This is a genomic window from Mesorhizobium sp. B2-4-12 (assembly GCF_006441575.1).
Classification (GTDB): Bacteria; Pseudomonadota; Alphaproteobacteria; order Rhizobiales; family Rhizobiaceae; genus Mesorhizobium.
The window spans coordinates 162,081-180,382 of the sequence record NZ_VFVC01000003.1; the positions used below are offsets into that span (position 1 = coordinate 162,081).

Consider the following 18,302-nt stretch of genomic DNA (forward strand, 5'->3'; position numbering starts at 1 on the left):
CCGTTCTGGCTAGATTGCCGTATAGCCATTCCCGGCCAGGCGATCATTTTGTCCCGATGACTTCTCGCAAATCCCCGGAGCAGCCAGGACCGACCGACGGACCATGTGCGGCATAGCCGGCGTATGGCGCAAGCGGAACCCTGTCTCCGGCGGCGATCTCGCCGCCGTCGGCCGCATGATGCAGGCGCTGGCGCATCGCGGTCCTGACGACCATGCCACGTGGAACGACAGCCGGCTGGCGCTGGGGCACCGGCGGCTCTCGATCATCGATCTCTCGAGCATGCGCGTGAGCCGATGCTCACGGCCTGTGGCCAGGGTGTGCTGGTCTACAATGGCGAGGTCTACAACTACCGATCCTTGCGCGGGACACTTGAAGTCGAAGGCAGGCGGTTCCGGACGGTCTCGGACGCCGAGGTGGTTCTCGAGGCCCTGCACCACTGGGGGCCGGACAAGGCCATTCCGCTGTTCGACGGCATGTTTTCCCTTGCCTATTTCGATGGGCGGGCCACCACGCTCTGGCTGGCGCGCGACCGTCTCGGCATCAAGCCGATGTCGGTGGCCGAGACCGCCGAGCGAATCCTCTTCGCTTCCGAGGACAAGGCGATCCTTGCCTGTGACGACGTCGCCCGCGCCATCGACGCGCGTGAGATCACCCTGCGCCTTGCCTGGCAGAGCCGTGACTCCCGCTCCAGCCTGTTCGAGGGCATAGAGCGGCTGCCGCCAGCAGGCCTGTGGAAGATCACCGACGCCGGCATCGAGAAGCGCTGCTTCTGGCACGTCCTCGATGTGCTCGACGCGGCCCGCATCGTCGGCGACGACGCAACGGACGCCGAGCATATGGCGACGCTGGAAAAATTGATCCAGGACAGCGTCGGGCTCCATTGCATTGCTGACACCAGCCTGGCCGCGGCCTGCAGCGGCGGTATCGATTCCGGCCTCGTCACGACGCTGGCGAAACGGTTCAGGCCGGAAATGTCGGCCTATGTCGTTGACCCACGCATCGGCCACAGCGAAGCCGAGGATGCCGAACGCACCGCCAGCCATGCCGGCGTGACCTTGCACAGGATCCCTATCGACAAGGACCGCTTTCTGGAACTCTGGCCAAGGACGATCTGGCACCTGGAAAGCGACGGCTGGCATGCAAGCCATGCCTGCCTGCTGGCGCTTGCCGAGCAATGCCGGGCCGATGGCGTCAAGGTGCTTTTGACCGGCGAAGGCGCCGACGAGCTCTTTGGCGGCTATGATTGGCAGGAGGCCAGCATGAGGCTGTGGCGGCCCTGGTCATGGCCGGGACGCCTGTTTCGTTCGAAGCGTTACTTAGCCCGGCGATTCGAACGCCAGAGATACGCCCCTTTCCGGACATCGATCGCGAATGCCCATGGCTGGGATCGCAACATCGTGCTCAGGGCGCTGTCGCCGGAACTGAATTTCCTTCAGGCCAAGATCTTCGATCGGTTGAAGCCGTTGCCGTCGCTCAGCGATCGCGCTTTCCTGGGCTGCTGCCTGCACGACCTGTATGGACACATGCAGGATCTGCTGAACCGGCATGACCGGCTCAGCATGGCGGCCTCGGTCGAGCTCAGGGTGCCGTTCATCGAAAACCGGCTGATCGACTTCGCGATCCATCTGCCGAGACGGCACAAATACCGCCACAAGCAGGGCAAATGGCTCTTGAAGAAGGTGGCGGAAAAACACATTCCGCGTGAGAATGTTCATGCCCGCAAGAACGGGTTCCAGGTTTCCGCGAATTTTACCACCGGCACGCAAGGGCTGTTGCGCGGCGGCTTGCTGCGCGATGCCATGAAATGGCCGGCAGCTTCCGTGGACGACCTGATCGATCTGGCAAGGCGCGACCAGGCATCGCGGATGCGGCTGGTGGGTATGGAGCTTTTCCTCCGCCTGCACGCCGGCGGCCAGACTGCCGGCCATCTAACCGAAGCACTGCGGGCCGCCGACAATGAGGCGGGTTGAAAAGGGCCTGAGCGCAGACGCCAACGATAGCTTTGCGAGGCTGATGGCTGCGTGGCCCTTCGCTATCCCCTTGTTGGACCATGATCTTCCACGCAAGACATTCGCCCTTTGCTGCGTGATGCCATAGTTTCGGCTAACGATCCGGGGAAAGGGATCACCGCAAGGATCCGCAGGCCGTGGCAGGGACCCATCCATGATTGACGAAAAGCCGGAAAGCGAGAGCGTCTCGGCGCTGGCGCCCTTTCGGCATGGCATTTTCCGCGCCGTCTGGGCCGCAAGCCTCGTCTCGAATTTCGGTGGCCTGATCCAGGGTGTCGGCGCGGCCTGGATGATGACCACCATCGCCACCTCGCCCTATCAGGTCGCCCTGGTCCAGGCCTCGACCACCTTGCCGATCATGCTGTTTGCGCTTGTCGCCGGCGCCATCGCCGACAGCTTCGACCGGCGCAAGGTGATGCTGGTTGCCCAGATCTTCATGCTGGTCGTCTCGCTGCTGCTGACCGTGTTCACCTATTGCAACCTGATCACGCCGTGGACGTTGCTTGCCTTCACCTTCCTGATCGACAGCGGCACGGCATTGAACAGTCCATCCTGGCAGGCCTCGGTCGGCGACATGGTGCCCCGCAACAAAGTGCCCGCCGCGGTGGCGCTGAACTCCATGGGCTTCAACCTGACGCGCAGTGTCGGTCCGGCGATCGGCGGCATCATCGTCGCGGCCGCTGGTGCCGCGGCCGCCTTCGCGGCGAACGCGGTGAGCTATATCGGCCTCATCGTCGTGATGGCGCGCTGGAAGCCGGATGTGCCGGTATCGACCTTGCCGCGTGAGTCGCTGGGCGCGGCCATGGGCGCCGGCCTGCGCTATGTCGCCATGTCGCCCAACATCGGCAAGGTGCTGGTCAGGGGGGCCGCCTTCGGCTTCAGCGCCGGCGCGGTGTTAGCACTACTGCCGCTGGTGGCGCGCGACGTCGTCAAGGGCGATGCGCTGACCTACGGCATCATGCTGGGCGCCTTCGGCATTGGCGCCGTCGGCGGCGCCTTGATCAGCGTGCGGCTGCGGCAGCTGCTCTCCAGCGAGACGATGGTGCGCTGCGCCTTTGCCGGCTTCGCGGTCTGCGCCTTCAATGCGGCGATCAGCCCGCATGCCTGGCAGACGTCGCTCGGCCTGCTGGTTGGCGGTGCCTGCTGGGTGATCGCGCTTTCGCATTTCAACGTCACCGTGCAGATGGCGACGCCGCGCTGGGTGGTCGGCCGGGTGCTGTCGGTCTACCAGACCGCGACGTTCGGCGGCATCGCGCTCGGCAGCTGGATCTGGGGCGTCGTCGCCGATGCGCATGGCGCTGAAACCGCGCTGATCGCGGCCGCCATCGCCATGCTGGCCGGCGGCGCCATCGGCCTTGTGCTGCCGCTGCCGCAGCAGCAGGTGCTGAACCTCGACCCGCTCAACCGCTTCAAGGAGCCGCATCTGGCGCTGGACCTGAAGCCGCGCAGCGGTCCCATCGCCATCATGATCGAATATGTGATCCGCCATGAGGACGAGGCAGAATTCCTCGCCACCATGGCCGAACGCGGCCGCATCCGCCGCCGTGACGGCGCCCGCAACTGGACGCTGGCGCGAGATCTCGAAAATCCGATGATCTGGATCGAGCACTACCACACGCCGACCTGGCTCGAATATGTGCGCCACAATGGCCGCATCACCCAAGCCGACGCCACGGTCGGCGAACGCCTGCGGGCGCTGCACAGCGGCAGCGAGCCGCCGCGCGTGCGTCGCGTGATCGAGCGCCCGACAACCGCCGGCACCGCGCTGGTGATGGCCAAGGGGCCGATCGAGCACTGATCCGCTGCGGAGAGCTGGTGTCCGCCGGTTAGCCGGCCGACTGGATCATGTAGAGCTTGCGCGTGGTCTCCCGGATCCGCCATTCGCCCTTCCATCCCCGCGGCAGCACGAGAAGGTCGCCCGGCCCCAGCTCGCGCGCCTCACCGTCGGCGCGGCTCACCTCCACCCGCCCTGAAATGATGTGGCATATTTCCGACGAACCCGACCGATCGGCGGTGAAGCGGCCGGGCGTGCACTCCCAGATCCCGACATCGACGGTCCCGTCCGGGGATTGGAAGAGCGAGCGCACCGCCTCGACCTGATTGCCCTCGATGGAGGTGGGCTTTGGGGAGAACGCGCCGATGTCAGCCTTGGCAAGGTCGTGGAAGGTCGAAAGATCGATCAAGTCGGACTCCATGGATCAGAGCAATTCCGGGAAAAATGCAACGGTTTTCCGCCCGGAATTGCGAAATAACAAAGACTTAGAGTGGGTCAACGATTCCACCCAACGCTGAACCGCCCTAATGGCCTGTGATGCTGTCGGCCAGGGCGGCAAGCCTGGAAGTATGTGCCAGGCCGGCGGCTTCGCGGCGATCGGCGAGATGATAAAGCTGGTACATCGAATGCACGCCGAGCCAGCGGAATGGCTCCGGCTCCCAGCGCCGCACGGTGCGGTTGACCCAGGGCAGGCGCGTCAGCTCCGTGTCTTGGCCGAGGATCAGGTCGGCAAGCGTGCGCCCCGAGAGATTGGAGCTCGACACGCCAAGCCCGACATAGCCGCCGGCCCAGCCGATGCGGGTCGCGGGATCGAGGCCGACGGTCGTGCACCAGTCGCGCGGCACGCCGAGCACACCGCACCAGGCGTGCTCGATGCGGCAGCCCCCAGTCTGCGGCAGGAGCGTCATCAGGATCTGGTGCAGCTGATCGATCGTGGCCTGCTGCGTCTGCCCCTTGATATCGGTGCGCGAGCCGTAGCGATAGGGCACGCCGCGCCCGCCCATGGTGATGCGGCCCTCGCGCGTGCGCTGGGCATAGCAATAGGCGTGTGCGGCATTGCCGAGAAGCTCGTGGCCTTCCCAGCCGATCTGGCGCCAAAGCTCCTCGGACAGCGGCTCGGTCACGATCTGCGCGCTGTTGAGCGCCAGCCAGGTCCGCTCCTCGCCGGGAATGCCGGCCGTGAACCCCTCCGTCGCCCGGATGATGGTTTCCGCGCGCACCGTGCCCCGGTCGGTTGTCACGCTGCCCTTGGTGATGGCGGTAACCGTTGTCTGTTCGTAGATCGGCACGCCCAGCCGCTCGACGGCGGCGGCAAGCCCGCGCACCAGCTTGGCCGGCTGCACGCGCGCCTGGCCATGGATGACGAAGCCGCCCATGAGATTACGGATGTTGATGCGCGCCCGGGTCGCCTCGGCGTCGAGCAGCTCGATGCGTTCAGGGTCTGCGTCCCACAAGCGGATCGTCTCGCATTCCTCACGCACGCGTTCCAGCTGCGCCGGATTGGTGGCGACCGTCAGATTGTCGACGCGGCGGATATCGGCATCGATGCCCTCTTCCGTCGCCACCCGGATCACCTCGTCGACGCAGCCCGCCATCGCCTTCTGCATGGCGGTGACGCCTTGCCGGGTCGAGGTCTTCAGATATTTCTCGCGCGACCAGCCGAAGCCGCCCGACAGCCAGCCGCCATTGCGCCCCGATGCGCCGAAGCCGGCGAACTCGCGTTCGATAAGCACGATGCGCAGCGAGGGCTTCGCTTTCTTCAGGTAATAGGCCGTCCACAGCCCGGTATAGCCAGCACCGACAATCGCGACATCCGCCTCGATATCGTCGGGCAAGGGTGGCCGGGGCGCGGGAACCCCGCCCAGATCCGCATACCAGAACGATATGTCGCCGTTGCGCTTGGCTTGCATGGGATGACTTTCGGATTGATTGGGATCAGGTCAGCGTTGTGTCGGCCGTGCTGTCGTCGGCCAGAAGCTTGGCGTCGGCACCGTCGAAGCAGAGCTCCACCGTCTCGCCGAGGCCAAAGCTCTCGCCGGTCAGCGGCGAGCGCACGATCGCCGTGGAGCCGTCGGCGAGCCTGACTTCGTATTTCGATCCCGAGCCGAGATAGATGGCTTCCGCGATCGTCCCCGGCAGCCGGTTGGTGGCCGCCGCGCTCTGGCCAGGCCGGCGGATAGCGAGCTTTTCGGGGCGCAGCAGCATGACCGGGCTGGCCTCCCCGGCGATCCGGCGCGGCGCCGTCACCGTCTCGCCGGCTATGCGCAGCGCCGTGCTGGCGCCGTCGCTTCGCGCCTCTCCGCGCAGCACGGTGGAGTCGCCGATGAAGCGGCCGACGAACAGCGTCTTCGGTTCATCGTAGAGCTCGCGCCCGGTACCGACCTGCTCGATCCGTCCCCGATTGAACACGGCGATGCGGTCGGACAGGACCAGCGCCTCTTCCTGGTCATGCGTCACATAGACGAAAGTGGTGCCGAGCTCGCGGTGGATGCGCTTGATCTCGAGCTGGAGCCATTCGCGCAGCTTCTTGTCGAGCGCGCCGAGCGGCTCGTCCATCAGCAACAGCGGCGGGTCGAAGACGATGGCGCGCGCCAGCGCCACGCGCTGCTGCTGGCCGCCCGACAGTTCGCTGGGGTAGCGATGCGCGAAATCGCCCATCTTGACCATGTCGAGCGCCCTTGCCACGCGCGCCTTGCGCTGTGCCTGGTCGATGCCGCGCAGCGTCAACGGATAGGCGACGTTACGGCCGACGCTCATATGCGGGAACAGCGCATAATGCTGGAAGACGACGCCGATATTGCGCTTGTGCGCCGGCACGCCGACCACGCTTTTTCCTCCGACCATCAGCTTGCCGCTAGTCACATCGGTGAAGCCGGCGACCACATTGAGCGTCGTGGTCTTGCCCGAACCGCTCGGGCCGAGCAGCGTCATGAACTCGCCGGGCTCGATTCGAAGCGAAATGCCGTCCAGCGCCTTGAAGCCGCCATAGGCCTTGCTGATCGACTCCAGATCGATCGCCGCACCCTTGCTCTCCTGTTTCCGCTTCATTGGCGTCCCTTCGGCTCAAGGCCAAGAAGGAGCATGCCGCCACCGATCAGGATCGTGGTGGCGCACAGCAGGATGGTGCCGACGGCCGCGACCGTCGGGTCGGCGTCGCGGGTGATGGAGGAGAATATCTGCACGGGCAAGGTCTTGAGATAGGGTTGGTGATGAACAGCGATACGACGATCTCGTCGAAGGACGTGGCGAAGGCGAAGAGCAGGCCGGACAGCATGCCGGGCAGGATCAGCGGCATCGTCACGGTGCGGAACGTGGCGAGCGCACCGGCGCCAAGGCTTGCGGCGGCCGTTTCCAGGCGCCTGTCGAACACTTCGAGACTGGCCGAGACCGCGATCAGCACGAAGGGAAGCGCAAGGATGGTATGGGCGAGCACGAACCCCACCAGCGTCCCGACCAGCTGGGCATCGAGATAGACGGCATAGATGCCGATGGCCAGGACGACGCCCGGCACCACCATCGGGGTCAGCATCAGCATCCGCAGGAGATTGGCGGGCCGCGCCTTCATGCGATCCAGGCCGAAGGCGGCAAGCGTGCCGAGCACCGTAGCCAGCACCGCCACGATCGAGGCAACCTTCAGCGAATTCAGCAAGCTGGAGGACCAGTCCGGATTGGTGAGGAAATTCTGGTACCACTGCCAGGAGAAACCCTGCGGCGGGAAAGCAAGCGACTTGTTCCCGTTGAACGACATCGGCACGACGACCAGCGTCGGCGCCACCAGCCAGATCGCCACCAGCAGGCAGACGAGGCCGAGAATCACACGGGTGAGCGGCTTCATTTCCATCAGCGTCGCTCCGCTTCCCGATAGCGCGAGCGCATCACCGGTGCCGCCAGCGCCAGAAGCACGAAGGTGGTGACCAGAAGCACCACGCCCATGGCGCCGCCCCGGCCCCATTGCAGCAGGCTGAGCACCTGGGTCTGGACCAGCGTCGACAGCATGGTCGAGCGCGGCCCGCCGAGCAGCGCCGGCGTGATATAGAAGCCCAGCGCCAGTATGAAGACGATGATCGCCCCGGCATAGACGCCCGGCAGCGACAGCGGCAGATAGACGGTGAAGAAGGCGCGGGAAGGTCGCGCGCCAAGACTCTGCGCCGCCCGCATCAGCCTGAGGTCGATGCCTTTCATCACCGAATAGAGCGGCAGGATCATGAAGGGCAAAAGCACCTGCGCCATGCCGATCACGACGCCGGTCTGCGTGCGGATCAGTCGGATGCCGTCAAAACCGGCCGACCTCAGCAACGAATTGATGACGCCCGAATCCTGCAGCAGGATCACCCAGGAGAGCGTGCGCACCACGCCGCTCACCCAGAACGGGATCAGCACGCACAGCACCAAGATCAGCCGCACGCGCGGCCCGACGGCGGTCATCAGATAGGCATAGGGATAAGCACAGGCCACACAGACCACCGTGACCCAGGCCGAGATGACAAAGGTGCGCTGCAGCACCGTCAGATTGACGGGCGCGCCGAAGAACCAGATGTAGTTCTGCACGCCCCATTGCGGCTCCGACAGGCTGCGCAGCACGATGGTGAGCAGCGGGTAGCCGATCACGGCCACCAGCAGGAGCAGTGCCGGCAGCGTGAGCGCGTACGGCCTCCATGCCCAACCCGCCCGGTTCGCGGCGGAAGGCGTCGTCGGTTCGAGCGCGCTCACGGGATTGGCCTCACTCAGCCGGTCAGTTGCCGGCCATCAGCGCGGACCACTTCTCCTGCGCCACCGCGAAGTTCGGGACCCAGAACTTGAAGTTCTGCTTGTAGCCCTGCTTCTGGCGCTCGGGCGTGTTGGTCAGGAAGGCGGCGACGGAAGCGTCGACCTTGGGCTGCGCGTCGCTGTTGATCGGCGTATAGGACGTCTGCTCGGTCAGGACCTCCTGGGCATGCTTGCCGAGATAGGCATTGAGCAGCGCGTAGGATGCGTCCGTATCCTTGACGCCGACCGGGATCGTCATCTGGTCCATCACCACCAGCCAGTCCTGCCAGGCCGGCGCATATTTGGCGCCGTTCTTGACGGCGGTCATGGCGCGGCCGGTCCACATCATCAGCATGTCGGCCTCGCCGGACTCCGCCAGCTGCTGCGATTCAGCCCCCGTCTTCCAGAAAATGGTATCGGGGCCGAGCTTGCGGACCACGTCGATGGCCTTGTCGATATCGGCCACGGTCATGGCCTTCGGGTCGCCGCCGGCAACCTTGAACGCCTGTTCCAGCAAGCCGCCGGTCGGGCTGCCGGAGCCGTCGATCCCGCGCACGCCGGGGAATTTCTGGGTATCGAAGAAGTCGGCCCAGCTCTTGGGCGGGTTATCCTTGTACTTTTCCTTGTTGTACATCAGCACGACGCCGTAGTTCATCGCCGGCACCGAGCATTCGCCGACCTGGCCTGCCGGAATCTTCGAGACGTCGAGCTTCGTCAGATCCAGCTTCTGGAACAGCTTGCCGCAATAGACGTAAGGCGGCAGGTCGTCGGTGTCGACGACATCCCAGGTGACATTGCCGGACTCGACCTGCGCCTGCAGCTTGGCGATCTCTGTCGGCCCGTCATTGAGCAGCTTGACCCCGGACTTGTCGACGAACTCCTTCAGCGCCGCCGCCTGGCCGTCCTGGTAGATGCCGCCGTAGGAGACGAAGGTCAGGGTCTTGCCCTTGAGCGACCCCTCCTTCACCTCGCCTGCCACCGGCTTGTCCTGCGCAAAGGCCGCGCCTGTCAGGATACCGAGCGCCAGAGCGGCGCCAAGCCTTGCATATCTCGATTTCAACATGACACTAACTCTCCCATTCATGCCCGCGTTTTGATCGGACTACCTGGCCGCGAGCGGTTTCCAGGCCGTGTATTGATCGAGTTCGGCGCGCGCCGAGGTCGGCGGCGCGATAATCCACATCACTTCGGCTCGGCCACCGCCGATGTTCTCGCTGCGATGCGGCGTCGATGTCGTGTATTCGATGCTGTCGCCCTCTTCCAGGACATGGCGCGCCTCGCCGAGCGAGACCTCGACGATGCCGCGCAGCACGACGAGCATCTCATGCGCGTCGCCATGCGTGTATTGGTCGTGCCCGGTCGAGCCGCCTATGTCGAATTCGCCGACATAGACCTCCATGTCGCTCAGCGGCGGGCGCGAGAGCAGCATCTTGCGGCAGCCGTCGCTGGGCGGCAGGCTCGGCCGCTCGCTGCGCCGAAGCACGCCGTGGTTCCGCGCGGCACTTTCCTCGAACAGCATCGCGACGCTGACGCCAAGCGCCGAAGCCATCTGGTTGAGCGAAGCGGTGCTGGCGCCGGTCAGGCCGCGTTCGAGCTGGCTGATGAAGCTGGCGCTGGTCCCGGTCGCCTCCGCGAGGTCGCGCAATGACAGCCTGCGGGCGAGGCGAAGGCCCTTGAGCCGCATGCCCAGCACCTGATGGGCATGGGTCGCGGCTGATGCGTCGAGCGTCTTCACTGAAGTCTGGCCGGAAGCCCTGCCCATGCCGTCTCCTCACCTCACTTAACGAAATGTACAGTACCACTGTACAGCTGGCAAGCCGCGCATGAGGCCAGGACCGCGGCACTACTCGGGCCAGGCTTGCAGCCAGGAGGATATTTGCGCCGGAGCAGGATGTGTCTGCCGGACGACACGAGGACGGGCAGGAGAATCCCCTACCCTTCGCCGGAAAGGTCCCGGCGCGCCTTTTCGAGCTCCTCGGCATAGCGCCGCATCAAATGGCCCTCGGTCAGCAGGCCGAGCACGATGTGATCGGTGAAGTCCTCGACCACGGCCAGTTCTTCGGCGCCGGCGCGCTGGAACGTCTCGGCGGCGGCCTGCACGTTCATGCTTGGCACCAGAACGGCATCCTTGTACTGGGCCAGATCGCGCACCGGCACATCGTCATCGGAGGGGTCGCTGTGCAGTTCGGCCACGATCAGCACGCCGACATACTCATCACCCGGGTCGACGGCGATAACGCGCTGGGCAGAGCCGAGCGGGATTTCCTTGCGGAAGGCGGCAAGCTTCGTCGAGGCATCGATGGTCTTGATGTCTTCGCGCATCATCGAGCCGACGGTGAGGCTGCGCATCCAGCCGACGTCGTGGGCGCTGCGGATGGTCTCGCCGCGCAGATGGAAGCGCCATGTCGAGAACGAATAGCCGAAGGTTTCGCGCACCAGGATCGCCGCCATGATCGAGGCCGCCAGCACCACGCCGGTGAGCGTCAGGTCGCGGGTCGATTCCAGCGCCAGGAAGGTCATCGTCAGCGGGCCGCCGACAACACCGACGGCAAGCGAAGTCATGCCGACGACGGCGGCGACGGCAGGGTCGATGCCGGTCGCCGGTGAGACGAGCGCCATCACGCCGGCGAACGCCTTGCCGAGCAGCGCGCCGAGGAACAGCGAGGCGAAGAACAGGCCGCCACGAAAGCCGGAGCCTAGGGAAATGGCCGACGCTGCCAGCTTCAGCACGAAGACGCTGGCCACCGCCGCCAGCCCGTAATTCATGGCGAATTCGCGATGCAGCGCGCCATGGCCGCTGGACAGGACCTGCGGCGTAACCAGGCCCAGCAGGCCGACAATGACACCGCCGATGACGGGCCGCACCGAGGCATCGATCGACAGTTTGGCAAAGCCGCGTTCGATCAGCGTCACCAACTGCATGATGGCGATCGAAGCGGCACCGCCGAGCAGGCCGAGCAGCAGGAACGGCACATATTGGCTGGGCGTCAGTGCCGGCAGGCCGGCGAGCTCCAGCGGGAACGGCACGCCGCCGAACACTTCCGCTGTCAGCGAGGCCGAGATAGCGGCGGTCATGACAGGCGCGACGTTGGCGACCGAATAGATGCCGATGACCAGTTCGAAGCCATAGAACGCGCCAGTCAGCGGCGCGTCGAAGGCGGCGGCGATGGCCCCGGCCGCGCCGCAGCCGACCAGGATGCGGACATCGTTGCGGCGCAGCCTGAAGATGCGCGCCAGCCGCGATGCCAGGCCGGAGCCGACCTGTGTATAGCCGGCTTCCAGCCCGACCGAGGCGCCAAAGCCGCTCGAGATCATCGTCTGGCAGACGATGACGAAAGTATCGGTGAGCGACATGCGCCCGCCATAGAGCGCATTGGCTTCGATCGGATCGACGGGTGTGCGGAACTTGCGCTTTCTCAGCCAGATCACGCTCAGACCGAGCAGGATACCGCCTATTGCCGGGACCAGCGCCTGCATCGGATTGGCGAGCGAGAACATGCCGGAAAGCCGGCCGCCAGGTTGAACGCCGAACAGCAAGCCGTGCAGGTCCTGCACGATCTGGCTCATCGCGGTGACCAGAATGCCCGCCATGACGCCGACAACGCCAGCCAGGATGACCACGGCGATGCCGCGCGCCTCGAGCAGAGGAATTGACCTCAGGAGCACCGCGCGCATCCGGCGGGCGTAGACTTCGCTGTGGGTTCTGGAAAGCACCGGGGCGGCTCGCCGAAATGAAAGGCAATGGAAGACCCGCCTGATACGCCGGGCGGCTCGGCAAGACAACCACAATGCCGACATCAAAGGCGCCATTATGGCCGAGAGACCGGCTGATTTCGGTCTTTCCCGCCCCTTGGTCGTGAAGCCACCGGTTCCGCCGTCAGTCGGTATCCTGATTGTTATTCGATCAGGTCGGCATAGGCTCGCCGGCCTCATAGAGCACGAGGTTACGCTCACCAATGCTGAGTGCCGGCCAGCTTGAACGCCACTCGGCGATGTGCGGCGAGCGGAAATGCGCATCGAGTGCCGCCTTGTCGCGCCATACCTCGGTGACCCGGATCAGCCCCGCGTCAAGCACATCCCGCGCATAGGAATATTCAAGGCAGCCGTCCTCGCCACGGCTGCCCGAGATCATGCGCTCCATCGCGGGCCTTGCCTCCTCGAACATATTGGGAGGCAAACGGATCGTACCGATGATCAGGAGCATGGGTCTTCCTTCTTGCGTTGCATCCGGTTCGGCCACTTTCCCACCCTCGCGCAAGCTTGGCCAGCTACCCTCGCCGGGCTGTCGCATGCTTGGCAGCCCATGGTTCGAGGACGAGAATGGCGATCAGCGAAAGCATCCAGCCCGGCGCGGTGGCCAAGAACGGCCGCGACATCTTCTTCGCGCTCGGCATCGTCGTCATCCTGGCGGTTCTGTTCCTGCCGATCCCCGCCTTCCTCATCGACATCGGCCTCGCCTTCTCGATCGCGCTTTCGGTGCTGATCCTGATGGTGGCGCTGTGGATCCAGCGGCCCCTCGATTTCTCGTCGTTCCCGACCGTGCTGCTCATCGCCACCATGCTGCGGCTATCGCTCAACATCGCCACCACGCGTATGATCCTGTCGCATGGCAATGAGGGCACGCACGCCGCCGGCTATGTCATCGCCGGCTTCTCAAAGCTGGTCATGGCCAGCGACTTCGTCATCGGCATGATCGTCTTCATGATCCTGATCGTGGTGAACTTCATCGTCATTACCAAGGGCGCCACCCGTATCGCCGAAGTCGGCGCCCGCTTCACCCTCGATGCCATCCCCGGCAAGCAGATGTCGATCGACGCCGATCTCTCCGCCGGCATGATCGACGAAAAGACGGCGCAGCTGCGCCGCCGCGAGCTGGAGGAGGAATCGTCTTTCTTCGGCTCGATGGACGGCGCCTCGAAATTCGTCCGCGGCGACGCCATCGCCGGCCTCATCATCACCGCCATCAACATCGTCGGCGGCATCGCCATCGGCTATATCAGGCACGGCATGGGCATGGGCGAGGCCGCCGACGTGTTCATCAAGCTGTCGGTCGGCGACGGTCTGGTCACCCAGATCCCGGCGCTGATCGTGTCGCTCGCCGCCGGTCTGCTCGTTTCAAAGGGCGGCACCCGCGGATCCACCAACCAGGCCGTGTTCGGCCAGCTCGGCGCCCATCCGCGCGCCCTCTATGTGGCGGCGGCGCTGCTGGTGCTGCTCGGCCTTATGCCTGGCCTGCCACTGTTTCCCTTCTTCGCGCTCGCCGCCGGCATGGCCGGCCTCGGCTACGTCATCCCGATGCGCCACGACCGCGCCGTCGCCGAAGCCGAGGCGCTGAAGAGCCAGGAGAAGGCGACCAAGGCCGAGGAAGAGAAGAACTCGGTCAAGGCCTCGCTCGCCACCGCCGAGATCGAGCTGCTGATCGGCAAGCAGCTTTCGACCCGGCTGCTGGTCTCGCATCAGGAACTGGTCTTCCGCATGGCCAAGATGCGCAAGAAATTCGCCCAGCAATACGGCTTCGTCGTGCCAGAGGTGCGCGTTGCCGACGATTTCGCTATCCCGCCGAAGAGCTACCAGATCAAGGTGCACGGCACGGTGGTCGCAGAATATTCGATGCGCGTCGGTGAGATCATGGTGCTGCTCGGCAACCGCGACTTGCCCGAAATACCGGGCGAAGAGATCCGCGAGCCCGCCTTCGGCATGCGCGCCTATTCCGTCATGGAAACCTTCGCCGAGGATTTGAAGCGCGAGAACTTCACTTTCGCCGACAACATGTCGGTGCTGCTCACCCATCTCTCGGAAGTCATCCGCAACAACCTGCCGCAGCTTCTATCCTACAAGGACATGAAGGCGCTGCTCGAACGCCAGGACCAGGAATACCGCAAGCTCGCCGACGAGATCTGCACCACGCACATCTCCTACCCGGGCCTGCAGGCCGTGCTGAAGCTGCTTCTGGCCGAGCGCGTCTCGATCCGCAACCTGCACCTGATCATCGAGGCGATCGCCGAGATCGCGCCGCATGTGCGCCGCACCGAGCAGATCGTCGAGCATGTCCGCATCCGCATGGCCCAGCAGATCTGCGGCGACCTGTCCGAGGGCGGCGTGCTCAAGGTGCTGCGCCTCGGCAACCGCTGGGACCTTGCTTTCCACCAGAGCCTCAAGCGCGACGCCAAGGGCGAGGTGCGCGAATTCGACATCGATCCGCGCCAGCTGGAAGAATTCGGCCAGGACGCCACCAAGGCGATCAAGAAGCACCTGGAAGCCGGCGAACGTTTCGTCCTCGTCACCGCGCCGGACGCCCGCCCCTATGTGCGCATGATCATCGAGCGCCTGTTCACAACGCTGCCGGTGCTCTCCCATGTCGAAATCGCCAAGGGCGTCGAGATCAGGGTGCTCGGAACCATATCGTGAGCGTTCTCTCGCAAGCGGTCGTCATCGCGGCATTCCTCGCCTTCTGCCGCATCGGCGCCTGCTTCATGCTGATGCCGGGCCTGTCCAGCGCGCGCGTCCCGATGCAGGTCAGGCTGTTCGTGGCGGTGGCCGCCACCGGCGGCCTGCTCGCCTTCCTCTGGGACCGCATCTTTCCCTTCGTCGATCCGCGCCCGCAGGTCCTGGTGCCGATGATCATTTCGGAACTCCTGGTCGGCGGTCTGATCGGCGCCATGACCAGGCTCTACATGGAAGCGCTGCGCTTCATGGGTTCGGCCATCGCCATGCTGATCGGCTATGGCGGCTCGGGCGGACCGGCGATCGAGGAGCCGGAACCGCAGGCCGCCCTTGCCGCCATCATCTCGTTCTCGGCGCTGCTGATGCTGTTCGTCTTCGATTTCGACCATGAGATCGTGCGCGCCCTGGTGGCCTCCTATACGGTGGCGCCCGTCAACGTCTTCTTCAACCCGCAGGCGGCCCTCGTCGACATCACCGACACCGTGTCGGACACCTTCTTCCTGGTCATCCGCCTCGGCAGCCCGTTTGTCGCCTATGCCATTCTGGTCAATCTGACGATCGGCTTCGTCAACAAGCTGACCCCGCAGATCCCGATCTATTTCATCTCCCAGCCCTTCGTCATCGCCGGCGGCATGATCATCTTCTATTTCGCTGTCGGCACCATGCTGTCGCTGTTCGTCAATGGCTTCGTCGACCTGACGCTGGCGAGGTGACATGAGCACGCGCAAGGATCGCCTCAAGAAACTGGTCAAGGTGCAGGAACAGCTGAAGGCGCTGCATGAAACCCGTCACGCCACCTTCCTGGCCGCCGCCAACGCCGCCGCGGCAGAGGCCAGGGAATTGATCGGACACTTCGACCAGGACAATTCGCTTTCCGGCCTGTTCCCCGATCTCTATCATCGCCGCATCGCCCAGGCGGTGGCGCGCCAAGAGAAGAGCCTGGAGGGCGCCAGGCAGGAAGCCGGCCTCATCGCCGCGGCAACCGCCCGCACCAACATGGTCGAACGCGCCTACAAGGACGTGCGCAACCGCGACGAGCGCGAACGTTCCGACCGCGAACGCCTCGATCTGATCGCGCAGAAGCGGGGCCATGAAGCCGACGAATAGGCCGAGCATGGCCCGCAAGCCTGCCACAAGCTTCTTGAGGCATGGTCTGGCTAAAGGAAAACCGGCAAAAGGCGGACTTTCTTGGCGATTTCTCCACCCAGCGACATCGTTATGGATGTCGCCCGAGCCGCGGAGCCGGCGGACATCGAGGCTGCCCGTGCCGCGCTGACCAAGCGTGCCGGCGGTGCCGCAGGCACGTTCTCGGTCGACGCCGCCGCATCGGTCGACGCCGGCTCGATCCTGTCGCGCGCCTCCGCCGAACACGCCGCCGGGACCGATCCGGCCAAGAAGTTCAAGAAGTTCGAGGCCATGGTGCTGCAGACCTTCATCCAGAACATGCTGCCCAAGGACACCGAGGGCGTCTATGGCAAGGGTCTCGCCGGCGACATGTGGAAATCGCAACTCGCCGAGCGCGTCGCCGACGTCATGGCCGATCGCGGCGGCATCGGCATCGCCAAGTCGCTGCTCGCCGACCACTATCTCGACGGCAAGCGCAAGGTGCCGATCGGCCCGGTTTCAAATGGACCGGAAAGATCGAGATCGATCAGCAAACCCGTCTGTCCATCTCGCTCGTCCAGGAATTGCAGCGCAAGGCCGCCAGGTCGATGACCGGCGACGAGACAACCATAAAAACAGACATCAAGATCTAGACTGGAAACACCATGGCCGACTCATCCGAATTCATCGCCAACCTGCCAGCGCGCGCGACTGCGTCGGAAGCGTCGATTCCGTTCGCGCGCCCCGGAAATCTTGCCGCCATCATCGGCCGCATCGAGGAGGTGGTCGAGGAAGAGACCGCCGGCATCCGCAGCGACACCAGCTATGACCTCAAGGCGTCGAATGCCCGCAAGAGCCGCTATCTCTACGAATTGACGCGCGCCATGAAGGGCGGCAGCGAAGCCGAATTCCTCGAACAGCACCGCGAGGGCCTGACCCGGCTGCGGCAGAAGCTGGCCCGCAACGAGGCGGCGATCCTGGCGCATCTGAGCGCCGTCAACGAAGTCGCCAGCCTCCTGCGCAGCGCTATCCAGCGCGCCGAAACCGACGGTACCTATTCCGCCGGCGAGTTCGGCCGGCTGAAAGGTTAGAGCGCGACAATGTCGGGCTCGGTCTCCGAATGATCAAGGTCATCGCCATCGCGGTCTGGGTGTGCGCCGCCACCCTCGGCGCGGTATTTTATTCGTTCCAGGCCGCCGGCGAACGCGGCGTCGGCGAGAAACCCAAGCCGATGCTGGGCGGGCTGGACTACGTCAAGACCGACATCATTTCGGTGCCGCTGATCCGCGATTCCAGGATCGACGGCTACTTCCTGGCCAAGCTCGTCTACACCGTCGAGCCCGAGCAGATAAAAAAGCTCTCGGTCCCGGCCGAGGCATTGATCACCGACCAGGTCTACACCTACCTCTACGCCAATCCCCAGATCGACTTCACCAAGAGGGCGACGATCGACCTCGATGCCTTTCGCGCCGCCATCCGCGACACTGTCAATACCCGTGTCGGCGCGGACCTCGTGCATGAGGTTCTGGTCGACCAGGTCAATTTCCTGAGCAAGGACGAGATCCGCGACAACTGGCTGCGCCGCCGGCAGGAATCCGGCACAACCGCGCCCGAGACGGCCAAGCCGGTCAGCGCGCATTGACGCCACCCGGCACGGCCACGCACCGATGGTCCCGGCTGTTTCGCCGGTGCGGCGATAGGAACCAGCCGCTGCAATTCGCGTTGACGTAAACGTCAATCCAAAGCTATATGCGGCAGCGATTGTGATCGCCACAGATGCGGCATGGGCTTCGGCCGGACCGAAGCGCCGTTGCGCGACAGGTGCAACCAGACAAGCAGATGCAACCAGAACAGGAGAACAGCGTGAGCGTTCAGCAGATTGCCGAGAAGATCAAGTCGCGCGTGGCCAGCAGCGGGTTCGATCGTTCCGTGAAATTCGACACCGGCAGCGACGGCGTCATCGTCATCGACGGCGCAACTGTTTCGACCACCGACGCCCCCACCGACTGCACCATCAAGCTCTCGCTCGACGATCTCGATTCACTGATATCAGGCGACCTGAACCCGACCATGGCGTTCATGACCGGCAAGATAAAGGTCGAGGGCGACATGACGGTCGCCATGGCGCTCAGCCAGCTGATCGGCTGAGCACACAACCGCCGATCGCTTCACCGATCACGAAAAACGCCGCCTTATCGGGCGGCGTTTTTGTTCGGGTTCGGGT

17 protein-coding genes and 1 pseudogene are annotated in these 18,302 nt (G+C 64.7%); 9 read left to right on the forward strand and 9 right to left on the reverse strand.

Annotated elements, in window-relative coordinates; all coding sequences use genetic code 11:
• Window positions 1-219: 219 nt before the first annotated feature.
• Together asnB and FJ934_RS03340 are read left to right on the forward strand one after the other, a co-directional pair.
• Window positions 220-1,971, forward strand: a complete 1,752-nt coding sequence (asnB, locus tag FJ934_RS03335; protein WP_281407098.1) for an asparagine synthase (glutamine-hydrolyzing) — start codon at window positions 220-222, stop codon at window positions 1,969-1,971.
• A gap of 193 nt (window positions 1,972-2,164) precedes the next feature.
• Window positions 2,165-3,808 carry an MFS transporter gene (locus tag FJ934_RS03340; protein WP_140607226.1) on the forward strand — a complete coding sequence of 548 codons (1,644 nt, stop codon included), beginning with the start codon at window positions 2,165-2,167 and terminating at the stop codon, window positions 3,806-3,808.
• Between the two features lie 28 nt (window positions 3,809-3,836).
• Here FJ934_RS03340 and FJ934_RS03345 read toward each other — a convergent pair whose 3' ends face one another.
• The 9 genes and pseudogenes from FJ934_RS03345 to FJ934_RS03385 form a co-directional block, all read right to left on the reverse strand.
• The gene (locus tag FJ934_RS03345; RefSeq protein WP_140607227.1) at window positions 3,837-4,205 is read right to left on the reverse strand and encodes a cupin domain-containing protein; all 369 of its coding nucleotides are present in this window, start codon (window positions 4,203-4,205) and stop codon (window positions 3,837-3,839) included.
• A gap of 103 nt (window positions 4,206-4,308) precedes the next feature.
• Complete coding sequence (locus FJ934_RS03350) at window positions 4,309-5,694, reverse strand: FAD-binding oxidoreductase (protein ID WP_140607228.1); 1,386 nt, start codon at window positions 5,692-5,694, stop codon at window positions 4,309-4,311.
• A gap of 25 nt (window positions 5,695-5,719) precedes the next feature.
• Window positions 5,720-6,832, reverse strand: coding sequence for an ABC transporter ATP-binding protein (locus FJ934_RS03355; RefSeq protein ID WP_140607229.1), 1,113 nt, complete (start codon window positions 6,830-6,832; stop codon window positions 5,720-5,722).
• Window positions 6,829-7,625 (reverse strand): annotated as a pseudogene (locus tag FJ934_RS03360) (ABC transporter permease). The gene FJ934_RS03355 and the pseudogene FJ934_RS03360 overlap by 4 nt, the downstream one beginning before the upstream one ends.
• Window positions 7,625-8,494, reverse strand: coding sequence for an ABC transporter permease (locus FJ934_RS03365; RefSeq protein ID WP_140607230.1), 870 nt, complete (start codon window positions 8,492-8,494; stop codon window positions 7,625-7,627). The pseudogene FJ934_RS03360 and the gene FJ934_RS03365 overlap by 1 nt, the downstream one beginning before the upstream one ends.
• 22 nt (window positions 8,495-8,516) lie before the next feature.
• Window positions 8,517-9,593 carry a PotD/PotF family extracellular solute-binding protein gene (locus FJ934_RS03370; protein WP_140607231.1) on the reverse strand — a complete coding sequence of 359 codons (1,077 nt, stop codon included), beginning with the start codon at window positions 9,591-9,593 and terminating at the stop codon, window positions 8,517-8,519.
• Window positions 9,594-9,632: 39 nt separating this feature from the next.
• Window positions 9,633-10,292, reverse strand: coding sequence for an XRE family transcriptional regulator (locus FJ934_RS03375; protein WP_140607232.1), 660 nt, complete (start codon window positions 10,290-10,292; stop codon window positions 9,633-9,635).
• Window positions 10,293-10,462: 170 nt separating this feature from the next.
• The gene (locus FJ934_RS03380; RefSeq protein ID WP_140607233.1) at window positions 10,463-12,244 is read right to left on the reverse strand and encodes a chloride channel protein; all 1,782 of its coding nucleotides are present in this window, start codon (window positions 12,242-12,244) and stop codon (window positions 10,463-10,465) included.
• A gap of 190 nt (window positions 12,245-12,434) precedes the next feature.
• Entirely contained in the window at window positions 12,435-12,734 is a 300-nt protein-coding gene (locus FJ934_RS03385; RefSeq protein ID WP_140607234.1) for a putative quinol monooxygenase, read from the reverse strand.
• A 116-nt stretch (window positions 12,735-12,850) separates the two neighbouring features.
• Here FJ934_RS03385 and flhA point away from each other — a divergent pair, with 116 nt between their 5' ends.
• The 7 genes from flhA to FJ934_RS03420 all read left to right on the forward strand — a co-directional run bounded on the left by flhA (window position 12,851) and on the right by FJ934_RS03420 (window position 18,226).
• Entirely contained in the window at window positions 12,851-14,938 is a 2,088-nt protein-coding gene (gene flhA, locus FJ934_RS03390) for a flagellar biosynthesis protein FlhA (RefSeq protein ID WP_140607235.1), read from the forward strand.
• Complete coding sequence (fliR, locus tag FJ934_RS03395; protein WP_140607236.1) at window positions 14,935-15,687, forward strand: flagellar biosynthetic protein FliR; 753 nt, start codon at window positions 14,935-14,937, stop codon at window positions 15,685-15,687. Before flhA ends, fliR begins: the two co-directional genes overlap by 4 nt.
• 1 nt (window position 15,688) lies before the next feature.
• Window positions 15,689-16,081, forward strand: coding sequence for a hypothetical protein (locus FJ934_RS03400; protein WP_140607237.1), 393 nt, complete (start codon window positions 15,689-15,691; stop codon window positions 16,079-16,081).
• An 81-nt stretch (window positions 16,082-16,162) separates the two neighbouring features.
• Window positions 16,163-16,690 (forward strand): rod-binding protein, encoded by a 528-nt coding sequence (locus FJ934_RS03405; protein WP_246671428.1) that lies wholly within the window; start codon window positions 16,163-16,165, stop codon window positions 16,688-16,690.
• Between the two features lie 53 nt (window positions 16,691-16,743).
• Entirely contained in the window at window positions 16,744-17,169 is a 426-nt protein-coding gene (locus FJ934_RS03410) for a hypothetical protein (RefSeq protein WP_140607238.1), read from the forward strand.
• Between the two features lie 29 nt (window positions 17,170-17,198).
• Entirely contained in the window at window positions 17,199-17,720 is a 522-nt protein-coding gene (locus FJ934_RS03415) for a hypothetical protein (protein WP_140607239.1), read from the forward strand.
• Window positions 17,721-17,941: 221 nt separating this feature from the next.
• Complete coding sequence (locus tag FJ934_RS03420) at window positions 17,942-18,226, forward strand: SCP2 sterol-binding domain-containing protein (protein ID WP_140607240.1); 285 nt, start codon at window positions 17,942-17,944, stop codon at window positions 18,224-18,226.
• Window positions 18,227-18,302 lie beyond the last annotated feature (76 nt).

Excerpts from the sequence above, each read along its gene's own strand:
- flhA (WP_140607235.1), top strand. The coding sequence starts at position 12,851 with ATGGCGATCAGCGAAAGCATCCAGCCCGGCGCGGTGGCCAAGAACGGC.
- FJ934_RS03375 (WP_140607232.1), bottom strand. The coding sequence starts at position 10,292 with ATGGGCAGGGCTTCCGGCCAGACTTCAGTGAAGACGCTCGACGCATCA.
- FJ934_RS03415 (WP_140607239.1), top strand. The coding sequence starts at position 17,199 with ATGATCAAGGTCATCGCCATCGCGGTCTGGGTGTGCGCCGCCACCCTC.
- FJ934_RS03345 (WP_140607227.1), bottom strand. The coding sequence starts at position 4,205 with ATGGAGTCCGACTTGATCGATCTTTCGACCTTCCACGACCTTGCCAAG.
- FJ934_RS03385 (WP_140607234.1), bottom strand. The coding sequence starts at position 12,734 with ATGCTCCTGATCATCGGTACGATCCGTTTGCCTCCCAATATGTTCGAG.
- FJ934_RS03350 (WP_140607228.1), bottom strand. The coding sequence starts at position 5,694 with ATGCAAGCCAAGCGCAACGGCGACATATCGTTCTGGTATGCGGATCTG.
- FJ934_RS03410 (WP_140607238.1), top strand. The coding sequence starts at position 16,744 with ATGGCCGACTCATCCGAATTCATCGCCAACCTGCCAGCGCGCGCGACT.
- FJ934_RS03370 (WP_140607231.1), bottom strand. The coding sequence starts at position 9,593 with ATGTTGAAATCGAGATATGCAAGGCTTGGCGCCGCTCTGGCGCTCGGT.
- FJ934_RS03340 (WP_140607226.1), top strand. The coding sequence starts at position 2,165 with ATGATTGACGAAAAGCCGGAAAGCGAGAGCGTCTCGGCGCTGGCGCCC.
- FJ934_RS03400 (WP_140607237.1), top strand. The coding sequence starts at position 15,689 with ATGAGCACGCGCAAGGATCGCCTCAAGAAACTGGTCAAGGTGCAGGAA.
- FJ934_RS03355 (WP_140607229.1), bottom strand. The coding sequence starts at position 6,832 with ATGAAGCGGAAACAGGAGAGCAAGGGTGCGGCGATCGATCTGGAGTCG.